Origin of the sequence: Ruminococcus sp. OA3 (assembly GCF_022440845.1) — a bacterium.
GTDB lineage: Bacteria > Bacillota > Clostridia > Lachnospirales > Lachnospiraceae > Ruminococcus_G.
In genome coordinates this window covers 3,473,402-3,497,814 of the sequence record NZ_JAKNTO010000001.1, presented here as the reverse complement: position 1 = coordinate 3,497,814, position 24,413 = coordinate 3,473,402, and the positions used below count along the sequence as shown (strand labels likewise).

The 24,413-nt window shown below is 47.0% G+C and carries 22 protein-coding genes and 1 riboswitch; of the genes, 20 read left to right on the top strand and 2 right to left on the bottom strand.

Annotated features, from left to right (window positions below; genetic code table 11):
• Positions 1–20 precede the first annotated feature (20 nt).
• A complete protein-coding gene (locus MCG98_RS15935) occupies positions 21–2,657 on the bottom strand; it encodes a calcium-translocating P-type ATPase, PMCA-type (RefSeq protein ID WP_240302871.1) in 2,637 nt (878 codons plus the stop codon).
• 323 nt (positions 2,658–2,980) lie between these two features.
• Positions 2,981–3,095, top strand: a riboswitch (FMN riboswitch).
• 139 nt (positions 3,096–3,234) lie between these two features.
• Here MCG98_RS15935 and ribD point away from each other — a divergent pair.
• The 6 genes from ribD to MCG98_RS15905 all read left to right on the top strand — a co-directional run bounded on the left by ribD (position 3,235) and on the right by MCG98_RS15905 (position 8,766).
• On the top strand, positions 3,235–4,350 hold the full coding sequence (gene ribD, locus MCG98_RS15930) for a bifunctional diaminohydroxyphosphoribosylaminopyrimidine deaminase/5-amino-6-(5-phosphoribosylamino)uracil reductase RibD (RefSeq protein WP_240302870.1): 1,116 nt from the start codon (positions 3,235–3,237) through the stop codon (positions 4,348–4,350).
• Positions 4,332–4,979: a riboflavin synthase gene (locus MCG98_RS15925; RefSeq protein WP_240302869.1), complete on the top strand. Its 648-nt coding sequence runs from the start codon at positions 4,332–4,334 to the stop codon at positions 4,977–4,979. The genes ribD and MCG98_RS15925 overlap by 19 nt, the downstream gene beginning before the upstream one ends.
• Positions 4,980–4,994: 15 nt before the next feature.
• A complete protein-coding gene (locus tag MCG98_RS15920) occupies positions 4,995–6,206 on the top strand; it encodes a bifunctional 3,4-dihydroxy-2-butanone-4-phosphate synthase/GTP cyclohydrolase II (RefSeq protein WP_240302868.1) in 1,212 nt (403 codons plus the stop codon).
• Between the two features lie 18 nt (positions 6,207–6,224).
• The gene (gene ribE / locus MCG98_RS15915) at positions 6,225–6,692 is read left to right on the top strand and encodes a 6,7-dimethyl-8-ribityllumazine synthase (RefSeq protein ID WP_240302867.1); all 468 of its coding nucleotides are present in this window, start codon (positions 6,225–6,227) and stop codon (positions 6,690–6,692) included.
• Between the two features lies 1 nt (position 6,693).
• Positions 6,694–7,362, top strand: coding sequence for an HAD hydrolase-like protein (locus MCG98_RS15910; RefSeq protein ID WP_240302866.1), 669 nt, complete (start codon positions 6,694–6,696; stop codon positions 7,360–7,362).
• 147 nt (positions 7,363–7,509) lie between these two features.
• Positions 7,510–8,766 carry a uroporphyrinogen decarboxylase family protein gene (locus tag MCG98_RS15905; RefSeq protein ID WP_240302865.1) on the top strand — a complete coding sequence of 419 codons (1,257 nt, stop codon included), beginning with the start codon at positions 7,510–7,512 and terminating at the stop codon, positions 8,764–8,766.
• 157 nt (positions 8,767–8,923) lie between these two features.
• Here MCG98_RS15905 and MCG98_RS15900 read toward each other — a convergent pair whose 3' ends face one another.
• Positions 8,924–9,775 carry an AraC family transcriptional regulator gene (locus tag MCG98_RS15900; RefSeq protein WP_240302864.1) on the bottom strand — a complete coding sequence of 284 codons (852 nt, stop codon included), beginning with the start codon at positions 9,773–9,775 and terminating at the stop codon, positions 8,924–8,926.
• 15 nt (positions 9,776–9,790) lie between these two features.
• Between MCG98_RS15900 and MCG98_RS15895 the strand changes: the two genes are divergently transcribed.
• From MCG98_RS15895 to MCG98_RS15830, 14 genes are all read left to right on the top strand, one after another.
• Positions 9,791–9,973: a hypothetical protein gene (locus MCG98_RS15895; protein WP_240302863.1), complete on the top strand. Its 183-nt coding sequence runs from the start codon at positions 9,791–9,793 to the stop codon at positions 9,971–9,973.
• A gap of 74 nt (positions 9,974–10,047) precedes the next feature.
• Entirely contained in the window at positions 10,048–11,082 is a 1,035-nt protein-coding gene (iolG, locus tag MCG98_RS15890; RefSeq protein WP_240302862.1) for an inositol 2-dehydrogenase, read from the top strand.
• Between the two features lie 18 nt (positions 11,083–11,100).
• Positions 11,101–11,979, top strand: coding sequence for a sugar phosphate isomerase/epimerase (locus MCG98_RS15885; RefSeq protein ID WP_240302861.1), 879 nt, complete (start codon positions 11,101–11,103; stop codon positions 11,977–11,979).
• Positions 11,980–12,615: 636 nt separating this feature from the next.
• Positions 12,616–13,170, top strand: a complete 555-nt coding sequence (locus MCG98_RS18985) for a helix-turn-helix transcriptional regulator (protein ID WP_345891683.1) — start codon at positions 12,616–12,618, stop codon at positions 13,168–13,170.
• Positions 13,171–13,229: 59 nt separating this feature from the next.
• On the top strand, positions 13,230–15,446 hold the full coding sequence (locus MCG98_RS15875) for an extracellular solute-binding protein (protein WP_240302860.1): 2,217 nt from the start codon (positions 13,230–13,232) through the stop codon (positions 15,444–15,446).
• Positions 15,447–15,569: 123 nt separating this feature from the next.
• Complete coding sequence (locus tag MCG98_RS15870; RefSeq protein WP_240302859.1) at positions 15,570–16,574, top strand: Gfo/Idh/MocA family oxidoreductase; 1,005 nt, start codon at positions 15,570–15,572, stop codon at positions 16,572–16,574.
• Between the two features lie 19 nt (positions 16,575–16,593).
• Positions 16,594–17,487: a flavin reductase gene (locus MCG98_RS15865; RefSeq protein WP_240302858.1), complete on the top strand. Its 894-nt coding sequence runs from the start codon at positions 16,594–16,596 to the stop codon at positions 17,485–17,487.
• 209 nt (positions 17,488–17,696) lie between these two features.
• A complete protein-coding gene (locus tag MCG98_RS15860) occupies positions 17,697–19,205 on the top strand; it encodes a sugar ABC transporter ATP-binding protein (protein WP_240302857.1) in 1,509 nt (502 codons plus the stop codon).
• Positions 19,205–20,167 (top strand): ABC transporter permease, encoded by a 963-nt coding sequence (locus MCG98_RS15855; RefSeq protein ID WP_028530014.1) that lies wholly within the window; start codon positions 19,205–19,207, stop codon positions 20,165–20,167. The genes MCG98_RS15860 and MCG98_RS15855 overlap by 1 nt, the downstream gene beginning before the upstream one ends.
• Positions 20,168–20,224: 57 nt before the next feature.
• Positions 20,225–21,229 (top strand): sugar ABC transporter substrate-binding protein, encoded by a 1,005-nt coding sequence (locus MCG98_RS15850; RefSeq protein ID WP_240302856.1) that lies wholly within the window; start codon positions 20,225–20,227, stop codon positions 21,227–21,229.
• 28 nt (positions 21,230–21,257) lie between these two features.
• Positions 21,258–22,136, top strand: a complete 879-nt coding sequence (locus tag MCG98_RS15845) for a methylenetetrahydrofolate reductase (protein ID WP_240302855.1) — start codon at positions 21,258–21,260, stop codon at positions 22,134–22,136.
• A gap of 183 nt (positions 22,137–22,319) precedes the next feature.
• Positions 22,320–22,691, top strand: coding sequence for a GntR family transcriptional regulator (locus MCG98_RS15840; RefSeq protein WP_028529480.1), 372 nt, complete (start codon positions 22,320–22,322; stop codon positions 22,689–22,691).
• The gene (locus tag MCG98_RS15835) at positions 22,688–23,386 is read left to right on the top strand and encodes an ABC transporter ATP-binding protein (RefSeq protein ID WP_240302854.1); all 699 of its coding nucleotides are present in this window, start codon (positions 22,688–22,690) and stop codon (positions 23,384–23,386) included. Before MCG98_RS15840 ends, MCG98_RS15835 begins: the two co-directional genes overlap by 4 nt.
• Positions 23,380–24,189 (top strand): hypothetical protein, encoded by an 810-nt coding sequence (locus MCG98_RS15830; protein WP_240302853.1) that lies wholly within the window; start codon positions 23,380–23,382, stop codon positions 24,187–24,189. Before MCG98_RS15835 ends, MCG98_RS15830 begins: the two co-directional genes overlap by 7 nt.
• The last annotated feature ends 224 nt before the right edge of the window (positions 24,190–24,413 follow it).

Below are 24,413 nucleotides of genomic sequence, written 5' to 3'. Positions count from 1 at the left end.
AAGGCATATGCCTTCTCCCGTTATTTCTTGATCATACGCTGAATCAGCTTGATGATTTCTATGATCGGAATTATGGAAAAAGCCAGCAGCATTGCGATTCCGTATTCCATCAGTGAAATGTGTTCGAATCCAAAAGCATCGGACAGGAACGGGATATAGATTACAGCTGTCGTACATAAAAATGACAGTATCATAGCGCCCCAGATAAATATATTCTGCCGTTTCAAACGGAGGACAGATTCCCGGCGGGAACGCATATTGAAAGAGTGAAAAATCTCTGCCATGGAAAGGCTTAAAAATGCCATTGTTATGCCGTCTGCACTTGTCGTGATTTCAAAACGACCGGATTCTACATAGTGCCCGATGAAATATGCCGTCAGGGTGATGATCGTGATGATGATTCCCTGAGCGATGACATCAAAACCCATTCCCCCTGCAAAGATTCCCTCTTTGGCATTTCTCGGGGGGCGTTTCATGATATTGCTCTCTTCTTTTTCCATGCCCAGAGCCAATGCAGGGAAACAGTCGGTGATCAGATTTACCCATAGCAGGTGTACCGGTTTTAAAACAGTGAAGCCAAGAAGCGTCGCGACGAAAATCGAAATAACTTCCGACAGGTTGGCGGACAGTAAAAACTGGATGGATTTACGGATATTGTCGTAGATTCTCCGCCCTTCCGCGACTGCATTGACAATTGTTGCGAAGTTGTCATCTGCGAGCACCATATCGGCCACATTCTTTGTCACATCTGTGCCTGTGATTCCCATGCCGACGCCTATGTCAGCATTTTTAATGGAAGGCGCATCATTGACTCCGTCTCCGGTCATTGCTGTAATGAAGCCCAGCTCTCTCCAGGTATTTACGATGCGGACCTTGTGTTCCGGCTGTACACGTGCATATACGGAGTATTCTTTGATCTTTTCTCTGAAATTTTCATCTGTTATATCGTTGAGTTCGGCACCGGTAACGGCTTCACGGGATTCTTTTATGATGCCGAGCTGTTTCGCAATGGCGACAGCGGTGTCTTTGTGGTCGCCGGTGATCATGATCGGACGGATACCTGCACTGCGGCACTTGGCGATCGCGTCTTTCACCTCTGGCCGGATCGGATCGATCATGCCGGTAAGTCCGATATAACAAAGATCCTGCTCCAGCTGTGTGCTGTCATAAGCGGCCGGAGGTGTGCTCCAGATTCTCATCGCAGCGCATAGAACACGGAGAGCCCTGTCGGCCATATCTTTATTTTGCTGCAGGATATGCTCACGTTCAGGATCTGTCAGCGGTATTATCTCACCGTTTTTCCATAGGTGAGTACAGCGTTTGAGCACTTCATCCGGTGCCCCCTTTGTGAACTGGATAACAGAACCACGGGTATCTTTGTGAATCGTACTCATCATTTTGCGCTGGGAATCAAATGGAGCTTCTCCGATACGCGGCATCTGGGCATTCAGCTCATTTTTGCTGAGAGAGACGCTGTATGCATAATTGACAAGTGCACACTCGGTGGGTTCTCCGATGGCTTCATTCTTCTCATCCAGCTGAGCATCACTGCACAGTGCCATGGCCCTGGCGAGAAGTGCTTCATCATCGCCCCGATGCTCCACGACTGTCATTTTATTCTGTGTGAGAGTACCGGTTTTATCCGAACAGATAATCTGCGTACAACCCAGCGTTTCTACAGCAGTCAGACGCCGTATAACGGCATTCTGCCGTGACATCTTTGTGACACCCATGGAAAGGACAATGGTGACAACAGTGGCAAGGCCTTCCGGTATCGCAGCCACAGCAAGGCTGACGGCGACCATGAAGGTATCAATCATAGTGTTAAACGTGATATCCGGATAACTCCGGATGATATCCAGGGCAAAGATAAATGCACAGATGCCGATAACGACGAAACTTAAGATTCTGCTGAGCTGGTTCAGTTTGATCTGTAGCGGAGTTTCTCCATCCTGAGCCTTATCAAGGGCATCTGCGATCTTTCCCATTTCCGTATTCATGCCGGTTCCGGTCACGACGGCGCGACCGCGTCCGTAAACAATGGTACTGCCCATATAAGCCATATTTTTTCTGTCGCCCAGAGGAATGTCTTTTTGCTCACTGCATGTCAGCGGATCGGCAGTTTTATTGACGGGGACAGATTCACCGGTAAGTGCAGCTTCCTCTGCTTTCATACTGGCGCATTCCAGCAAGCGGGCATCTGCAGGCACAGAATCGCCAGCCTCCAGGATTATAACGTCACCGGGTACCAGTTCTTCACTGCGTACTGTATGCTGCTGACCGTCACGAAGTACTTTGGATGTGGCAGCGGCGATTTCCTGCAGTGCTGCGATCGCCTGTTCGGCTTTGTTCTCCTGAACAACACCGAGAACAGCGTTGATCAGCACGACGGCAACGATTATGATAACATCTGCAAAAGATTCTCCGGAGTAGGCTGCTGTAATGGCTGAGACAACAGCAGCCGCGATCAGAATAATGATCATCGGATCGACCAGTTGTTTAAGAAAACGCTGCAGCAGGTTTTTATGTTTTCCCTCTTTCAGCCTGTTTTTTCCGAACTGTCCCAGACGGCGGGCGGCCTCCTGTGAGCTGATACCGTTAAAATCTGAGTCCTGCTCCTCCAGAACTGAGTCATACGTTTCCAGATATGCCTTCATGATATTCCCTCCTGATCCTGTAAATTTAAAAAACTCATATACAGCATGTGGACTGTATATGAGTCTCATTCAGATACAAAGAAAAAATTCAGATTAATCCTTGTATTCAGATAAACCAGGCAGATAATCTGCCATGCCTGTTGATTTACCTCGTATCATGATACACGGAATTACTCCCTCAATATTACATAGTCTGAGCCTATCACGAAAGGCAAATTTTGTCAAGAAGGTGAAAGGATCCTGATGAGCAGATGAGGAGGGAGCAGACAACAAAGTTCTTGCCATAGAAAGAAATATATGCTATTATAACAGACAAATGAATATCAGATCTTCAGGGCGGGGCGCAATTCCCCACCGGCGGTAAAGCCCGCGAGCCGTAAGGCATGATTCGGTGAGATTCCGAAGCCGACAGTATAGTCTGGATGGAAGAAGAGAATGTTTTATTTTTCGTGCTCTGGAATGTATATCACATTTCAGATTTTTTTATGGGAAATAATATGGAAAAGTGGTGCCTTGTATGAATCATTGTGTTCAATACAGGGCATTTTCTAATTTATATGGTAAAGGAAGTGAAAAATTGCAGGATACGGATTATATGAGAAGAGCAATAGAGCTGGCTGTAAAAGGCAGGGGGTGGACCAGTCCGAATCCTATGGTCGGGGCAGTAATTGTGAAAGACGGGCATATTATAGGGGCGGGATACCATGAACAGTATGGGCAGCTTCATGCAGAGCGAAATGCCCTGGCCGCATGTACGCAGCTGCCTGAAGGGGCGGTCGTTTATGTAACGCTGGAACCGTGCTGCCATTATGGAAAGACTCCTCCGTGCACCGAGGCTCTGATTGAGGCGAAGGTATCAAGAGTGGTGATCGGGTCCAGGGACCCGAATCCCAGAGTTTCAGGGAAAGGGGCTGCTATCCTGCGGGAGGCGGGAATCGAAGTGACGGAGGATTTTCTGAAAAGGGAGTGTGATGAGATAAACCCGGTATTTTTTCATTACATTACGACCAGACAGCCATATGTGGCATTGAAATATGCGATGACGGCAGATGGAAAGATTGCCGCATATACTGGGAAGTCGCAGTGGATCACAGGGGAAGAAGCCAGAAGCCACGTACACAGGCTTCGCCACTATTACAGCGGTATAATGGTCGGGACCGGGACAGTGCTGGAAGATGATCCTATGTTAAACTGCCGCCTGAAAAATGGAAAATCGCCGACGCGGATTGTGTGTGACAGTAAGCTTCGTATACCGGAGAACAGCAGATTATGTCAGACAGCCCGTGATATTCCCCTGATTGTGGCGTGTGCACATGCCGATCCGGAGAAAAAGAAACGTCTGCAGGCGCTGGGAGCAGAGATCGCTGAAGTTCCAGGTGCAGACGGACGGGTGGATATAAAAAGACTGATGGAAATCCTCGGGGAAAAGGGGATCGACAGCTTGCTGGTCGAAGGCGGAGCTTCACTGAACTACAGCGTGATGAAAGCCGGCATTGCGAAAAAGTGTTATGTATATATCGGGTCAAAAATATTCGGCGGGGAAGGAGCAAAGAGTCCTGTGGGCGGACAGGGATGTGATTCCCCGGAAAATGCAGTGCTGCTTGGCAGGCCCAAAGTCCATACATTTGGAGAAGACCTTATGTTGGAATATGAAGTGAGGAAAGGAGTGGTGCCATGTTCACCGGAATCATAGAAGAGCGGGGACGCGTTAAAAAAGTAGTATCCGGTGCTGAATGGGGCCAGATTGTGATCGAGGCATCTACAGTGCTGGAAGGCAGCAGAATCGGGGACAGTATTGCGGTAAACGGAGTGTGTCTGACGGTGACAAAAATGAACAGTAATTCCTTTGCAGCAGATGTTATGGCAGAGACGATGCGCCGTACAAATCTGGGGAGACTGAGTCTGGGAGACGGAGTGAATCTGGAACGTGCCATGAGTGCTGACGGCCGCTTTGGCGGACACATTGTGAGCGGCCATATCGACGGTACGGGAGTTATTGAGGATATGAAGCGGGAAGGAAATGCAGTATGGGTTACTGTGGAGGCGCCAAATGATATATTGCGCCTGATCATTGAAAAGGGATCGATCACGATTGACGGCATCAGCCTTACGGTTGCGGCGGTGGACCGAACATCTTTTAAGGTTTCCGTCATTCCTCACACGGGAGAGGAGACAACGCTGCTCTACAAAAAGACAGGAGATATGGTAAATCTGGAAAATGATGTTGTTGGCAAATATATAGAAAAATTAATGAATGAGTCAAAAGAGGAAACGGACGGCGGCGGACTTACGCTGGAATTTCTGAAAGAAAATGGTTTTTAAAAGGAGGATTCCGATATGAAATATCAATACAATACAATTGAAGAGGCGCTGGAAGCGCTTCGTGCCGGGAAAATGGTTCTGGCAACCGATGACCCAAACCGTGAGAACGAGGGCGATTTAATCTGTGCAGGTCAGTTTGCAACACAGGAAAATGTAAATTTTATGGCAACTTATGCAAAGGGACTGATCTGTATGCCTATGAGTGCGGAACATGCGGGTAAACTGGGACTGCCCCAGATGGTGGAAGAGAATTCAGATAATCACGGTACTGCGTTTACCGTGTCCATCGATCATGTGGATACAACGACGGGTATCTCGGCAGCAGAGCGTTCTGTCACGGCTGTGAAATGTACGGAAGATGATGCAGGACCGCAGGATTTCAGAAGGCCCGGCCATATGTTTCCGCTTGTCGCGAGAAGAGGCGGAGTTCTGGTGAGAAATGGCCATACGGAAGCGACTGTGGACCTGATGAGGCTTGCGGGTCTGAAAGAGTGCGGACTGTGTTGTGAGATCATGGCGGATGACGGAACGATGATGCGTACACCGCAGCTGTGGAAGATGGCGGAGAAGTTTGGACTGGTATTTATCACGATCAAAGATCTCCAGGATTACTGCAGACTGCACGAGAAACATGTGGAACAGCAGGCGTGTGCGAAGCTTCCGACAAAATACGGGGATTTCCAGATATGCGGGTATGTCAATGATATAACGGGTGAACATCACGTGGCACTTGTAAAGGGAGATATCGGGGATGGAGAGGACGTATTATGCCGGGTACATTCTGAGTGTCTGACGGGTGATGTGTTTGGGTCTGCACGGTGTGACTGTGGACAGCAGCTGGATGCGGCGATGAAACAGATTCAGGCAGAGGGTCGTGGGATTCTTCTGTACATGCGGCAGGAAGGCCGTGGGATTGGACTGATCAACAAACTGAAGGCGTATGAACTTCAGGAACAGGGCAGGGATACGGTGCAGGCAAATATTGAACTCGGTTTCGCCGCGGATCTGAGGGAGTACTGGGTAGGAGCGCAGATCCTGCGTGACATGGGAGTGAAATCCCTCAGGTTGCTGACTAATAATCCAAGCAAGGTATACGGTCTGAACGGATTTGGACTGGAGATCAGTGAGAGGGTGCCGATTGAAATTGAACCGCAGAAATATGATGAATTTTATCTGAAAACAAAGCAGGATAAAATGGGACATGTGTTTACAAAAATCAAATTTTAATAAACGGAGGAATATAAAATGGGAATTCATGTGATTGAAGGAAAAGTTGTAGGTCAGGAGATGAAAGTGGGAATCGTGGCAGCGCGGTTCAATGAATTCATTGTGAGTAAGCTGCTCTCAGGCGCAGTGGACGGACTGGTGCGTCACGGTGTTGAGGAAGATGCGATTACAGCGGTTTGGGTTCCGGGAGCTTTTGAGATACCGCTGATGGCTGAAAAAATGGCGCAGTCTGGAAACTATGATGCGGTTATCTGCGTAGGTGCAGTCATCCGGGGGTCAACAAGTCACTATGATTATGTATGCAGCGAAGTTTCCAAAGGTATCGCATCGGTCAGTCTGAAGACGGGGATACCGGTATTGTTTGGTGTTGTGACAACAGAGAATATCGAGCAGGCGATCGAACGTGCGGGGACAAAAGCAGGCAATAAAGGATATGACTGTGCATTGTCTGCGATTGAAATGGTCAACCTGATGAGGCAGCTGTAATATGCAGGATTATATCATTCTGGATTATGACGGGACTCTGCACGATACCATGCATATCTATAAGAAAGCATTTCTGGAAGCGTATGCATGGCTTGTGCAGGAAGGTCGGGCAAAAGAGCGGGAGTTTGCGGATGCGCAGATTTCCTGCTGGCTCGGTTATAACAGCAGAGTCATGTGGGATGCTTTTATGCCGGAACTGGAGGAGTCCTTTAAGCTTCAGGCGAGCTCGATGATAGGTGAGAGCATGGTGCGGCAGATCGCGGACGGGAGAGCAGTGCTGTATCCTGGAGCCCGGGAAGCGATGGATGGTCTGCGGGAACAGGGCTTCCGTCTTATTTTTTTGAGCAACTGTAAAGAGGCATATATGAAAGCACATCGCGCCTGTTTCGGGCTGGACACTTATTTTGATGCGTTCTACTGCTGTGAGACATATCAGTTTATTCCAAAGAGTGAAATCATACCGAAGATTATAAAAGATAATCCGGGAAGGTATCTGGCGGCGGGAGACCGTGCCACCGATTACGAGGCGGCAAGTCAGAATCAGATACCATTTATCGGCTGCACGTATGGGTTTGGGACAACCGAAGAATTGATTTGTGCTCAGCGTCTGGCGAATGACGTATCCGACCTCCCAAAGTGTGCAGAAAAACTATTGCATTTATCAATATAACCAAAATCACTGCATAAATTATGGTAATTTTGCGGAAAAAAATATGTTGAGAATATGATAATTCTGTGCTATTATGGATTCATACAAAATGCGTACACGAGCACGCAACCTATCAATTTTGTTTTTATCGAAAAAGGAGAGGAAATTATGACGTCAAAAGAGAGAGTAAAAGCAGCGTTTGCCCACACACAGCCGGACAAGGTCCCGGTGGATTTCGGAGGAATGTGCTGCTCCATGATCAATGCAACTGTAGTAAAGGATCTGAGGGACTACTACGGACTTGAGAAACGCCTGCCGAAGATCAATGATATGTCGACAATGACAGCATTCGTTGAGCCGGACCTGGCAGACTGCATGGGATGTGATGTTCAGCAGCTGTACAATTACGGTGATACATACGGACATATCAATACTGACTGGAAGGAATGGTCATACCGCGGAGAGACTGTCCTGATCCCGGGGAATGCAACTGTTAAAGAAGACGGTAACGGCGGTTACTATGTATACCCGGAAGGGGATGACAGCTGTGTTCCGAGCGGACATATGCCGGCAAACGGATTTTACTTTGATAACCTGACCCGTACACCGGAGTTTGATGAAGACGAAGCAAACTCGGATGATAACGTAGAAGATTATACACGCGTTTCCGATGCACAGATCGAATATCATAAAAAAGTTCTGGAAGAAGTAAAAGGATTTAACCGCGCGATTCAGGTTGGACCTGGTTATTTCGGACTTGGCGATGCCAACAACATTCCGGGACCAAACCTGAAGAACCCGAAAGGAATCCGTGACATTTCCGAATGGTACATGGCTCCGCTTCTGTATCCGGAATATGTAGAGGAAGTATTTGACAAGGGAACAGATATTGCAATCGAAAGTTTTAAGAAATACTGGGATGCGTTCGGTTCTGATATTGATGTATTCTTCCTGTGCGGAACAGACTTTGGAACACAGAGAGGTCCTTTCATTGATCCTGAAGTATTCAAAGAGTTCTATCTGCCATTCTACAAAAAGATGAATGACTGGATCCATGAGAATACAACATGGAAGACACTGAAACACACCTGCGGAGGTATTTTCCCGATCCTTCCATATCTCATTGAGAGCGGATTCGACGGAGTGAACCCGGTACAGTGTTCTGCTGAAGGTATGGATCCTCAGAAACTGAAAGATACATACGGAAAAGACATCGTATTCTGGGGCGGCGGCGTAGATACTCAGAAGGTACTGCCATTCGGAACTCCGGACGAAGTGCGCGAGCAGGTCTTGGAAAGACTGGATATCTTCTCAAAAGACGGCGGATATGTGTGCAATACGATCCACAATATCCAGGCAAACACACCGATCCCGAACATCGTGGCCATGGTTGATGCCATCAAAGAATTTAACGGCGACAAATAGAATCGATAGATAAGTAAACCGGTGCGGCAGAAGCTGCACCGGTTTTTCATTGCATGGGAAAGTGCTTCTTATGCAATGAAAAACGCTCCGCGGGGATCACACACTGGCGGAAAGGAGAATCTTGCTTTGCAGGGTTCTTTTTGATATTTATGAATCTTCAGGAAGTCTGAAATAATTTCCGGAATTTCCCCGGCGGCATGCCAACACGCCCGTTAAACGATGTGATAAAACTGCTCTCCGTTGTATAGCCTGCCTGATAAGCGATCTGGCTGACAGAATCAGAGGTTGTGCGCAGCAGGTATTTTGCATTGTCGATTCTGGACAGGATGATATATTCATGCGGAGATGAACCGGTGGCACGTTTGAACAGTCTGGCAAAATGGTATGTGCTCAGTCCGACATGGGATGCAATATCATTCAGTGACAACTGTTCAGAAAGATGCGTATGAATGTAATCCAGTGCGCCCTCGATGATCTGAGCTTTTTCACCTGACAGGGATTCATTCTGTGGTGCAACGATAATGTCACTGAGCAGGGAGTAGATGATCTGAGAAAATGAGATCTCAGAGACCATTTTGCTGTTGCGGCTGTTGCTTAACAGCAACCGCATATAATGCGGTAGTGTACTTCGCTCATCGACCGGGAAGACATTTCCCTGGTTTGAAATGATGTGGTCGTAGAGGGCCTGGGTGTTGGAACCGTCAAAATGTACGTATGAAAATTCACAGAATACAGGTGTTTCATAAGCATGCCAGCGGTGGCAGTTGATCAGCGCTGCATTGCCCTGGGGGACAAGCGTGTCGGTTTCCGGAGTCTGGATGTGCAGCGCCCCATTCATAACATACAGGAGAAGAAAATTCCCAAAGGTTTCACGGTTTACTCTGTAATTGTGATCGGAATAAAAATGTCCGCAGATTTCCACGTGGAAGAGCAATGACCTGGCGAGCGATGTCGGTGTATGAAAAAAGTATTCGGACTGTTCCAGCAGTCCTGTTTCAAGACTTTGCATAGAGGCCTCCTCAAAATGAGCAAAAAATCAAAGGTTTTCAGCAAAAAAATGCAGTTTGGGCGGGTGAATACCGCTGCGGGTATAAGAAATAGCTATGTTTTTATTATAGATAAGAAAAACCCCCGTGTCAATGTAACAAAAGTATCATGTGAGCAAGAAATCAAAGCTTTCAAGCAAGTGAACGTATTTTATTTTTGAATTCTGGCTGTATAATAGAGCTTGCAGACAGAGAAAAACGAAATAAACAATTAACACAAGGAGTGAAAGCTACGATGAAAAAAACAGTACTTGGCATCATCGGCGGAGGCAACGTGGGACGTATCCATGCAAAAGATATCGTGACTTCTGTGACGGAAGCTGAACTGCGATATGTCGCGGATGCCTATCCGGATGCTTACAATGAGTGGGCAAAAACAAACGGCTGCCCTGAAGCGGTTACAGATTACAAGACTATTTTAAATGATCCTGAGGTTGATGCGGTTTTGATCTGCGCTCCTGCAGCGCTGCACGGACAGCTGATCGAAGAATGTGCAAGAGCTGGAAAACATGTGTTCTGTGAAAAGCCGATCGATTACAGCATTGAGGCGATCAAAGAAGCTATCCGGATTTCCGAAGAGTGCAGGATCAAGCTCCAGCTCGGGTACAACCGCAGATTTGACCATAATCACGCAACTGCCCATCGGATGGTTGCAGAGGGAAAAATAGGTGAAGTGCGTCAGATTAAAATTACATCCCGGGACCCGCTGCCTCCGCCACCGGAATATTTCGCAGCAGTCGGAGGATCTGCAGGTGGTATGTTCCTGGATACTTCCATCCATGATTTTGACATGGCGCGTTTTATGGCCTGCGGGGCTGAGGTAACTGAGGTGTATGCCACAGGATCAGCAATGATCAATAAAGATCAGGAGACGACTGGCGGTGTCGATACGACCTCTGTGATCCTGAAATTTGATTCCGGCGCCATGGCAATAATTGATAACTGCTGGCAGTGTGCATACGGCTATGACCAGAGAATCGAAGTGTTTGGTTCAAAGGGTGCAGTCAACGTTGCAAATGATACTGCAAGCACGGTGGTACTGGCGAACGAAGAGGGCCAGACAGCTGAGAAACCCCTGTTTTTTTATGTGAACCGGTATATTGCCTCTTACACAGATGAGATTCATGAATTTATCGATGCCATTGTCAATGACAGGCCGGTTCCGGTAAATGCAAAGGACGGTTATTATTCCGTATTGATCGCCAAAGCCTGCGATATCTCACTGCAAGAGAAACGTGTCGTAACAATGTCTGAAATGCTGGCGTTATAAATTGGGAGGAAATTCATTATGAGCATTAAAGTAGGGATTGCTCCGGATTCCTGGGGCGTATGGTTTCCGGAACATGAAAAACAGACTCCATGGAACCGCTGTATGGATGAGATGAGGGAAGCCGGTTATGATGGTGTTGAGCTTGGACCCTGGGGATATTTTCCGAACAGAAATCCTGCGTTGGAGCAGGAGCTTAACAAGCGCAAACTGGCCCTGGTTGCAGGAACAGCAGGCGGAGATTTTCTGGATGATACATCCATAGACGAAATGTGCGGAACTATTGATGATATTGCAAATCTGCTGGGCGACTTTCCGGAAGCTGAATATATTGTGCTTCTTCCGGCGATGTATACGGACCTGGAGACCGGCGAACTGGTCATGAATCCGAATCTGACGGATGCGCAGTGGGCCAAATATGCCCGAAATGTACAGCGGGCAGCAGATCATGTTGAAAAACACGGTCTGACAGGAACATTCCATCCGCATGTAGACTGCCATGTACAGACAGAAGAACAGATTGAACGTCTGCTGGAAGACACGGATGTCATGCTTTGCCTTGACACCGGACATCATGTGTACGGTGGTGGAGAACCGATCTCATTTTATCGGAAACATGCGGACCGCATCCCCTATCTTCATATCAAGGACTGTGACCTGGCAGTGAAGGCTGAGATGAACGATAAGAAATGGTCCTTTGCCAAAGCGGTGACTGAAGATATCATGGTGGAACCCGGAAGAGGAAGCATTGATTTTGAGAAACTGCACGATGTGCTGATCGAGAAGAATTACGATGGCTGGGTTGTTGTCGAGCAGGATCTATTCCCGGTCAAATCTTTTGAGGTCCCGCTTCCGATCGCAAAACGCGGACGTGAGAATCTGCGAAAAGCCGGATTTTAATGAGATAAGAACACAGGAGAAAACGTCTGTTCATATACTGTACAGGCGTTTTTTATTTTAAAAATCAAACGCTGCATTGAAAAACAGCAAGGAGTATATTTGCGGCTGCAGACAGAACGGTGTTTATATACATCGTAATTTTTTGTATAGATTATTCGTATCTATAGTATAGACATCGACAGATTGGTGTTTTGGCCAGTCTGAAATATGAAAATTTACTGACAATTCCTAAAAAGCTGATCGTTTTTATGGAATATCACACCTCCGAAAAGCGGATCCGTAGTCTATACAGTGCAGGCGGTATCAGTGTGTGGCGGCTGTGCCTGCCTTCTTTCAATCAATTATCATAATAGCCGATCTCCAATAAGTCGATGTCTATTCCTGCATGAAACTGTCTTTCACCACATCTCTGCTGAAGCGTGAAATCTCCGTATGAATGGACGTCTTCAGCGCTTCTGTTTTCACCTGATTCCCGGTATTCAAAATTAATATCTGAAAATTGCATCTGCATCTATATTACCTGTGTATCTTCTGCCTGAAATGCGGCAGGGCGGGATATAAAATAGCGCATCGTGTACCTTTGTACATCGTTTCCGTTTTGCAATGAGAGTTATAAAATAACATAGGGTGATGTGTATGCGTAAATCGCAGGATATTTATGATTTTAAGGCGTTGGGACAGGCAATTAAAAGAGAGCGGGAGGCCAGAGGCTGGACACGTGAGCAGCTGAGTGAAAAGATTGATCTGGCTCCGCGGTATATTATGTCCATTGAGAATGAAGGGCAGCATCCGAGCCTGCAGAAGTTCTATGAATTTGTGACGCTGTTTCAGCTCTCAGTGGATGAGTTCTTTTTTCCGTGCGCCGATGTGAAAAGAGGGACAAGGAGGCTGCAGCTGGAGGCTCTGCTGGACGAGATGAGCGAGCCTGAGCTGATTGTCATCAGCGCCGCGGCCAGAGGCGTGATGGAAGCTTCCCGTACTGTGGATGAGAAAAAAGTAAGATCCGAAATGGCAGAAACAGTCATTGAACTGCTGCAGGAAGCAGGCATTGTGGGGGAGGAAATATGCCGCAGGATCAGATCTGAGAATAACATGTCTGTATTAAAATACTGGCTTCGAAATGCTGCCAGGGCGAACAGTGTTGAAGAATTTGTTGAAACTTCTGGAATTCTAAAACAGCATGGGATATAATGTTCGGAGAGTATGTGAGAATTTTGAAATTTTACGACTTAGAAGGGAGTTGGCAGATAATGGCAACGATAAAGGATGTGGCAAAGCTGGCAGGTGTATCAATCGCTACGGTATCCAACGTACTCAACGGTAAAGTATCCGCAGAAAGTGAAAAATACAGACTGGTGCAGGAGGCAGTGCGGGAACTGAATTACCGGCCGAATTACAATGCGCAGAATCTGAAGAAAGGGAAAACAAAACTGATTGGCGTTTTGCTTCCGGAGCTGGAGTCTCCGTATCAGGATATTTATTTTGGAATGTGCAAGATTTTTGAGGGAAAACAGTATTATCCGATACTGAAGCTGACAGGAAATGATTATCTGCTGGAGCAGGATATGCTGCAGTCATACCTGGATATGGGAGTCTCAGGAATTATTGCAGTTCCGGCAAGGCCGCAGGCGAGCAGCGTATATAAAGAGATTGAAAAAAGAAAAATACCGCTCGTGGTGGTTGAGCGGAGACTGGAAGGAATAGACTGCAACTATGTCGTCTTTGACAATGCAACGCTGATCCGCCATCAGGTGCAGGAGTTTCAGGGAAAATGGAAACCGGGGGAGATACTTCTGCTGCACAGAAAGGGATATTACACTTCAGACGAGGACTTCCGGCGCGGTTTTTTACAGTCAGGACAGGGCATGGAGGAAAATATCATTGCAGTCAGCAGTGAATGTGACGAATCCTTTAAGAAAGTTTATGAACAGTTCGTTGCGAGAAAAGATGGAATCCGGTGTGTTCTGACGTCGACGCTGGGGCTTGCCAGGGTCACTTATGAGGTGGCCGAGATGCTGAAGCAGGAGGTTCAGATCTATGCGCTGGCGGACGACGGCTGGAATATGCACAATGTATATAAAAACATTCATACGATCAAACGTGACATGATCATGGCCGGCATGAAGGCGGGACAGATGATTGCGGAACAGGAGGAACACCAGGGGGATATCCAGACGTTTTACCTGAAGCGCAAGCCACCTGAGAAGAAGACCGAGGTTTATGTATCAGACTCTAAAAAGGAACTGAAGGTTCTGGCACTGGACAGCGAAGCGACTGACGTTCTGGAAAAATTATCGGTTGCTGTCGACGCGGGGAGTAATCTGCACGTGACATATGACAAAAAATCATATGCAGAATTGAAGGAAGCGCTCGACCGGGAGATGGCAAGTCCGGTGTGCAACTATGATATTGTGATGATCGATAAGCCGTGGCTTCCGCATTATACCAGCCAGGAGTTTCTGTATGAGCTGAGGAGGGATCTTGGACAGGATATGCTTAAGCAGTACCCGGAGGTGATCCGCAAGAGCTTTTCGCCCTATGATAAACGACGCTGTGTGCTGCCGGTGATATCAAGCATACAGGCAATCTACTATCGAAAAGACTGGTTCGAGGATCTGGACACGAAAGCTGCATTTCAGGGACAGTACGGGGTGCCGCTGGCGCTTCCCAGAAGCTGGAAAGAATACAACATGATCTGTGAGTTTTTTACCAGGGAGTTCAACCCGGATTCACCGTTTGAATATGGAACGACGATCAACAGCGCGGATAAGCTCAGCCTGGTGTCGGAATTCTACCCGAGGCAATGGGCTTTTAACGGGACCGTGGTAGACCGGTGGGGCGACGTCGTGCTGAGCCAGGATGGAAATGTCCGCGCGCTTAATAACCTCAGGGAGACTTACCGATTCTGCAAGCGGGAGACACAGTATGAGACGATGGATGATGAAATGTTCTCAGCGATACTGCACGGGGAAGTGGCTATGGTCATGGGATATGCTTCGCATTACAATCCGCAGAAATATAAAGAACAGACATGTGCCCATCTTCTCGGCGTAACACGGGTCCCCAAGGGGAAGTCTATGCTGGGGGGTTACTGTATGGGGATCAACAACAAATCCCACAATATCAGGGAGGCGTGTGAATATCTGCGCTGGATGATCAGCGATGAGATGAGTATCGCCAATATGCGCATGAATGGATGTATTCCGACATATGCAGTCTACAATCATACGGGGCTGCGGCTGAAATATCCATGGATGGATCTGGTCAGTCAATCGTTTGCAAACGGCGGTTCCAGAGACAAGGTGATAGCGGCGGACGGCAAACAGATCCTGCCGGAAGCAGTGGATAATGTGCTGGGAGAGATGCTGATAGAGGCTTTGAAATCGAACCGTGAAACAGAAGAATTGCTGTCTGAGGCAGAAGAAAAAGTATTAAAAATGATTGAAAACAGTTTTGAAACGTTTTAATAAAACAATTCGCTGTTTATGGCGGGTGAAAATATTGTGACAGCTTAAGGGGCTTGTTATGATTGTTGCAGAAACAATGATAACAGGCTCTTTATGTTTCAAAAATATATAAGGAGGCAGATAATGAGTAAAGTTCGTTGGGGTCTGGTGGGGCCGGGATGGGTAGCAGAAAGATTTGCAGAGGGTCTGACGTATACGGATGCTGCAGTTCTGGAAGCGGTCGCATCGAAGACTTCACTGGAAGAGGCACGGGAGTTTGCAAAAAGGCACGGTATCAAAAAGGCTTACGGAAGCTATGAAGAGTTTCTGGCAGATGAGGAAATTGATATTGTGTATGTTTCAATCCTGAATCCGGCACATAAGCAGATGGTACTGGACTGCTTCAAGGCAGGAAAACCGGTTGTATGTGAAAAACCTTTTGCACTGAATGCAAAGGAAACAGAAGAAATGATTCAGGCGGCCCGGGAAGCAGATCTGTTCCTTATGGAAGCCATGTGGAGCAGATTCCTTCCGGTAGTGAAGACAATCAGACAGTGGCTGAGAGAAGGCCGCGTTGGAAAAGTAAAATACGTGAGAGCAGATCACGGATTTCTGTTTGAGGATCACACGACACGGCAGTTTGACCGCAAAGCCGGCGGCGGAGCAATGATGGAGCTGGGTGTATATGCCATTTCCTTTGCGTCTATGGTATTGGGATATGAGCCTGCCCAGATCAAGAGTCTGGCAGCAATCGGAGATACAGAGGTGGATGAACAGTCGGTAATTACGATGCGCTATCCTGGAAATGAGATCGCAGTCTTAAGCTGTACGATGCTGGCAGAGACGCCGCAGGAAGCATGGATCGTGGGAGACGAAGGTGTGATCCGCCTGAAAAAAGCTTTCATGAATGCTGACACAGTAACACTGGAGGCAGAATCCAAGCTGACCGATGATCCGACGATCGTGGAAGAAATCAACATTCCGATTGACGGACCCGGATACCGGTATGAGGCGGAAGAAGCAATGCGCTGCCTGCAGCAGGGAAAGAAGGAAAGTGATATCCTTCCGCTTGCCGAGACACTCGGTGTTATGAAAATCATGGATACTGTGAGGGAACAGTGGGGGCTGAAATACCCGCAGGAAGTATAAAAAAAGGAGAATACTTACCATGAAAAAACAAAAATACTTTGATATCACTGAGATTTATGCAGATATTGAAGCGAAAGACAAATTTGATATGGGTGACATCCTCACAAAATATGAGGACTATGGATTCAGCCACAGATGGATTCAGCCGCCGGTAGCATGCTACTTTGTTAATACGCTGGATGCTCACGGAAATGTAAACGTTGCACCGATCAGCATGGGAACTGCTATGTGGGGCGAGCCATCCGATTGCGCGTGGTACTACTGCTTTGATGTACATAACAGACGCCAGACAAGAAGAAATCTGGATATCAACCAGGAGTGTGTCATCAGCTACTACCCATTCGAACTGATGGAGGAAAGCTGGATCACAGGTATGCCGATTCCTCACGGTATCAGTGAACTGGATGTTGCAAAACTGACACCATTTGAATCTAAGAAAGTAGCACCGCCGTGTATCATGGAATGTGTGTCCAACCTGGAAGTTAAGATCCTTGACAGATATCCGCTGAGCAACAACACACTGTATATCGGTAAGGTTGTGGGATGCCACGTTCAGAAAGACCTTCTGGAACGTGACATGAAGATCGAAGACGAGCCGGGATTGGCTGGAGCTGACCTTGTGTATGAGTGCTCCATCACAGGTGATACTCCCCGTCTGAACTACGGCCGTCTGAAAATGAAAAAGAGACATCGTACAGATGACAGCCTGGGTGATAAGAAACGCTGGATCGGTAACTTCTCCACATGGATGGAAAGTGAAGAAGAGAGAGGCCGTATCTCAAAGAAAGAGCATGAAAAACTTCTGGAGCTTAACAAACTGTGGCTGATGAATCCGGATCCTGTGAAAAATAAAGCAGTGAAAGATGAACTGACAGATATGCTAAGAGACGTATGCTGGAGAAAAGTTGACTAACTGCCCGGGACTTTTAGGGAAAGGATACATGAAATCATGGGAAGAAAGAAACCAACGGTTACCGATATCAGGGCATTAAAAAATACGGATGGTTTCTTGACATAAACCTAATACTCTTCTCACCGGAGAGTCCTCCTGCGGGGTTCTCCGGACAGTAAAAAAATGGTTATCTCCCCGCGGTATTTGGGGGATGAGAAAGGAAGATTTGGATGGAGGGAAAAGAAAACACGACGCCTGCACTTGAACTGCGGCACATATCAAAATCATTTCCTGGTGTCAAGGCTTTGAGCGATGTGAGTTTCGCTGTGGAAAAGGGAAAAGTTCATGTTTTGGTAGGGGAAAACGGAGCAGGTAAATCGACACTGATTAAAATCATCAATGGAATTTACAGCGCCGATGAAGGTGAAATATTCATGTTTGGTGAAAAGATCACGCATGCTTCACCGAAACTGATGAGAGAAAAGGGCATAGCGACGATCCACCAGGAATTGAGTCCGGTAAGAGATCTGACGATAGCAGAAAATATTTTCCTCGGGCGTGAACCTCAGAAAAAAAGTAGATTTATTGACTGGAAAAAACTGTACTCAGATGCACAGCAGCTGATCGATGAATTTGGATTTGGCTACAAAGCCAGGACAAAGATGCGTGAGCTGACAGTGTCTGATATGCAGATCATCGAGATTATCAAGGCGGTATCGATGAATGCAAAAGTCGTGATCATGGATGAGCCGACTTCGTCAATCACGGAAGGTGAGGTGCGAACCCTGTTTCAACAGGTGAACCGTCTCAGGGATTCCGGAATCAGCATCATCTATATCACGCATAAGATGGATGAAATTATGGAAATCGGGGATGACGCGTCTATTTTGCGGGACGGTCAGCTGATTTCCACACATAAAGTCCAGGATTTGACAAAGGATCAGATTATTACGAAAATGGTTGGACGCCAGATGAAAGACGTCTATCCGGTTAAAACGGCAGTTCCAGGTGAGATTGTGCTGGAACTCAAAAATCTGAATAAAAAAGGTTCCTTTGAAAACATTAATCTTTCGCTGCGCAAAGGTGAGATACTGGGAATGGCCGGACTGGTTGGTGCCGGACGGACAGAGGTATTCAGGACTGTCTTCGGACTGGACCAGTTGGACAGCGGTGAGATTTTGTATGAGGGAAAACCGCTTAACGTCACAAAGACCCGGGATGCGATCCACGCTGGCATCATGATGGTATCGGAAGACCGGAAAGGGGAAGGCCTGGTGCTGTGCCGCTCTGTCGGTGAAAATATTGCTCTGCCGAACCTGAATAGTTATGCGAAAGCAGAGTTTATCAATAAGAAGAAGGAAAAAGCGGATTCCACGGAAATGAAAGAGACCCTGAATATCAAGACACCGACGCTGGATACACCGGCGGGATCCTTAAGCGGCGGTAATCAGCAAAAGATCGTCATTGCGAAATGGCTGCTGCATAAGCCAAAAGTGCTGATCATGGATGAGCCGACACGGGGCATTGACGTAGGCGCGAGGTATGAGATTTATAAGATCATGTGTGACCTCGCAGAGCAGGGAGTTGGAATCGTGATGATATCTTCTGATCTTCCGGAAATTATCGGAATCTGTGACCGGGCGATCATAATGAGCGAAGGGCATATTACCGGTGAAGTGCCGAGAAATGAGTTTTCTCAGGAGTATATCATGTCGTTTGCAGTAGGAGGGAATAACTAATGAATACAAAATCAAAACAATTTAATCTCGCAAATTTTTACAGTAAATACGGGATTTTTCTTCTGTTTGTTCTGATGTTCCTGCTGATGTCGGTCACGAACAAAAACTTTTTATCGGTGGTCAACATCACGAACGTCTCCAGACAGATTGTGGTCATCACGATTCTGGCATGCGGCGAGCAGCTGATGATCATTGCCGGACTGATCGACCTTTCCGTTGGTTCTGTACTGGCACTGGCAGGATGTGTTTCTGCATCTGTGGTTGTAAACACAGGAAACGCTCCGCTGGCAATTCTTGTGGGTCTGGTGGTAGGGCTTCTCTGCGGAGCTGTCAACGGTGGAATTCTCGTATTATTTGATATTCCGCCTTTTATCACAACACTTGCCACGATGATGATGGCGCGTGGAGCTGTCTTTGTGTTTACGGATGGTGTACCGATCTCTCAGCTGGGAGAAAAGTATACATGGATCGGACAGGGGAATATCGGTCCGGTTCCGGTTTCGGTGCTCGTCATGGTAGTTGCTCTGATTATCACATGGACGATCTTAAACCAGACGAAGACGGGACGCTACATATATGCAGTGGGAGGCAATCAGGATGCTGCAAATGCCTCGGGTATCAGTACACGCATGATCAAGTTTTTTGCCTGCGCATTTTCCGGACTGATGGCGGGTCTTGCGGGTGTACTCCTGACGGCTCGTATGAATTCCGGACAGCCGATCGCAGGTGAGACCTATGAGATGGATGCCATCACGGCTGTTATCGTCGGCGGTACTTCGATGTCAGGCGGCATCGGAAATATACCGGGAACACTGATCGGTTCCTGTATCATCGGTATCATTAAGAACTTTATGAATCTGCAGAACATTTCATCATACTGGCAGAAAATCGTTCAGGGTATCATCGTATGTATTGCCGTTATTATCGATGTAAGAGTTCGTAAATCAAAAGCGAAAGCTTAGATTTTATACAGGGGTTGAAAACAAAAAACAAAAAGTAAAAACAGGAGGTATTTTAGGATGAAAAAGATGTTAGCATTACTTATGGCGATGAGTTTGATTGGTGCAAGCCTGATCGGATGTGGTTCCGGTAAAGGTGGAGAAGATGCGGCGGCAGCTAACAGTGATACGCAGGCAGCCGAAAACACGGATGCACAGGATGAAGAAGGTGGATCAGAGGAAGACGGGGCGTATACATTTGGCTTTATCACGCTGGCAGACAGTGATGTATGGTGTAAATCAGTATGTACCGCATTTCAGGATTATGTAGCACAGACGTATCCGGATTGCAAGGTGGTGACAGCGGATGGAAACTCCGATGCCAACCTGCAGATTCAGGCTGTTGAGAACTTTATCGCACAGCAGGTAGACGTGATCGTTCTGCAGCCGGCAGACGCAGATGCGGCAGGACCGGCGGTAGAGGCGGCAAATGCAGCGGGAATTCCGGTAATCTGCAGTGCGATCAAGGCAAACAGCGGTGAATATACCTATGTTGGTCCGGAGAATCTGGAAGCGGGTAAAATGCATGCAGAGTATGTAATGGAAAACTGTGAACCGGGTGCGAAGATCCTGTATCTGCAGGGAACAGCCGGACTGAACCACTCCACAGACCGTTACAACGGCTTTATCGATACGCTGGACGACGCAGGCTTTGATTATGAGCTTTTGGCGGCTCAGGACGGTGACTATCTGAGGACAGAGGGACTTCGTATCATGGAGGACTGGATCCAGAAGTTCCCGGAATTTGATGCAGTAGTTTCTTCCAATGACCAGATGGCACTCGGTGCGATTGAGGCACTGAAAGGCGCCGGCATTGAAGGTACCATCGTGCTGGGTCTTGACGCCACAGATGATGCAAGAGCAGAGATCAAGGCAGGTACAATGGCGGGCTCCCTGAAACAGGATGCCGTTGCGATCGGAAAGGCTTCTGCAGATTGCAGTTACCGCGCGGCCAGCGGAGAAAAGATTGAAGACGAGTATGTACCATTCGTAATGATCACAAAAGATAATGTTGATACGGAATAAAACAGACGGAAAGAGAGAATGAAGTAACATGAGCGTTGTAGACATTATGAAGGAAAGAATGAGTTTCTCATTCGAAGTATTTCCTCCCAAGCCGGAGCAGCCGATGGAACCGCTTCTGGATACACTGTCTCACCTGTATGAATTTCAGCCTGATTTTATCAGCTGTACTTATGGAGCAGGCGGTACAAACGTAGGGCGGAATGTTGAAGTGTGCAAAGCGATTCAGGATTCTGGAAAATCCATTGCGGTAACACATTTCACATGCATCGGAAATACCAGAGAAGGTGTGAAGGAACAGCTGGATCACTATCTGGAGCTGGGGGTAAACCATATCCTGGCACTGCGCGGCGATTTGCCGGCGGGCTGGGAAGGCACACGGGGCGACTTTCATTATGCCAGTGACCTTGTGTCTTATATCCGGGAAGAATTCGGAGATAAATTCACGATTGCGATGGCAGGAGATCCCGAAAAACATATTCAGTGTCCGACTGAGGAAGAAGATATTGCACATCTGAAGATCAAACAGGATGCCGGGGCTGACTATATTATGACTCAGCTGTGCTTCGACGTAAAAGCGTTCGAGGTGTGGAGAGATAAGATTCAAAAAGCCGGCGTACATCTTCCGATTGATATTGGATTGATGCCGGTGCTGAACAAAGATGCGACGATCCGGATGGCACTGTCCATGAACGGATGCTCGATCCCGAAAGAGCTTGCGCGTATCATCAGCAAATATTATGATGATCCCGAGGGATTCCGTAAAGCGGGCATGGAATATACCGTGAATCAGATCTTTGAATATATGAATGCCGGAATTGACGGACTTCATATCTATGCACTGAACAAATGGGAAGCTGTGACGGACATTATCAATATGGCAGGAATCCGGACGCAGCACAAGAATTAATACGTTCACCAATAATAATTATAGATACGCTTCTTTTTGAAGGAGGCGCCAATATCCACTGCGGAATTGGCACCTTTTTCGCTGTGCAAAAAAATTGAAATGCATGTTGACAATCAGAGCGGTTTGGTGTATAATTGTATTAAGAACTTAGTACAACAGTACAATAATACAGGAGGTGAAAGAATGGCATGGAAACTGGATTCCGGACGGCCGATTTACGCACAGCTGGTGGAGCGTGTAGAACTCGCTATTATCGCTGGCTGTTATAAAGCGGGTGATAAACTACCGTCTGTGAGGGAAATGGCAGTTGAAGCGGGAGTTAATCCTAACACGATGCAAAAGGCAATGTCAGAACTGGAGAGAAGCGGTCTTGTTCATTCAGAACGGACCAGCGGGAGATTCATAACAGAGGATGGGCATATGATAGAAAAGATGAGGGAAGATCTGGCGGCAGCACAGATCAAAGAGTTTATGGAAAAGATGAATCAGATGGGGTTTAAGAAAGAAGAGATCCTTAAATTAATTCAGAAGACCCTGGAGGAGGGAAAAAAATGAGTACAATTTTAGAATGCCGGGGGCTGTCAAAACGGTATGGCCAGAAGCTGGCGCTGGATCATGTAGAACTCACCCTGGAATCCGGAAGAATTATCGGTCTGCTCGGTCCGAATGGAAGCGGAAAGACGACTTTGATTAAACTGATCAATGACCTGCTGGCGCCGTCGGAAGGTACACTGCAGATTGATGGAAATGTTCCGGGAGTGGAGACAAAAAAGATCGTTTCCTATCTTCCGGAAAGGACATATCTGGATGAAAATCAGAGGGTTTCGGATGCCATTGATTTTTTCGTGGACTTCTACGAGGACTTTGACAGAAGCCGTGCGATGGGAATGTTGGAACGTTTATCCATCGACCCTTCTGCCAGGATTAAGACGCTTTCAAAAGGCACCAGAGAAAAGGTGCAGCTGATACTGGTCATGAGCAGAAGAGCGAAACTCTATTGCCTGGATGAACCGATCGCAGGTGTCGATCCGGCGGCAAGAGACTATATTCTGGATACAATCATCAATAACTACGATGAAAATGCGACGATTTTAATATCTACACACCTGATCTCTGACGTGGAAAACATTCTGGACGAAGTGATCTTCATTCAGGAGGGACATATCCGTATGCAGACGGCTGTCGATGATATTCGGATAAAACAGGGAAAATCAGTAGACGAGTTATTCAGGGAGGTGTTCAGATGTTAGGAAAATTATTGAAACACGAGTGGAAATCCGCATCCAGAACCCTGCTGGTTGTTCATGGCATAGTGCTTTTATTCGCAGTTCTCACCAGAATCTCTCTGGCAGTGAGCGGAGGACTGGAAAGTGACTCCCTGCTGGCAGGGCTGATGATCATGCTCAGTGTTATGGTGATTTTTACCGCAGTGATCTTTACTATGATTTTTGTGGGATTCCGGTTCTATAAGAGTGTGTTTACGGATCAGGGTTATCTGACGAACACACTTCCCGTAACGCCGCAGCAGATTATGGTTTCCAAAGGACTGGTGGGAGTCATCTGGGAAGTACTTGATTTCATGATTGTAATTGCAGCAGTCCTGATTCTGGTAGCAAACGGGGAAGTATTCCGTGATATGGGGACGATCATTCATGAAGCGTTCAGATTTCTGTTCAGCGGAGATGCTTCATTAGGCGTATGGCTCACTCTGATTTCTCTGATACTGGCGCCATTTGCGATCGTTATCGAGATGTATGTGTCAGTTGCAGTGGGAAACCTGCTTTCCGGACATAAAGTGCTCGGTGCCGTGGGCGCGTTTGTTGCGATCAGTACGGTTCAGCAGATCATCGCAACGATTACAATGGGACTTACCAGCTACAAGGCATTTGCAGTTAAGAGCGAGGTTGAAGCCAATTCCGTTTCGCTTCATGCAAATGCACTGGAGGTAATGGATACGACCATGTTGGTCAGTCTGATCATCATCATCGTATTTATGGTAGCAGGATATCTCGTCACAAAATACATTATGACGAAGAAATTGAATCTTCAATAGCGGGTGTAACTGGTATTGGAAAAATTTTGACGGAATTCGAAAAGCAGATACTTTTCGAATTCTGTTTTTTGATACAGATCTCATCTTAAAAATTTGTGATTGCAAAAATACAAGTTGCATGATACACTGTTTTTATCTTTAATGGCAGATGTCCTGCCAGATCTATTTATGGCCATTCGGTCAGAACAATCCCATTAATTTTTAGCTTGCTATAGAACAGTCTG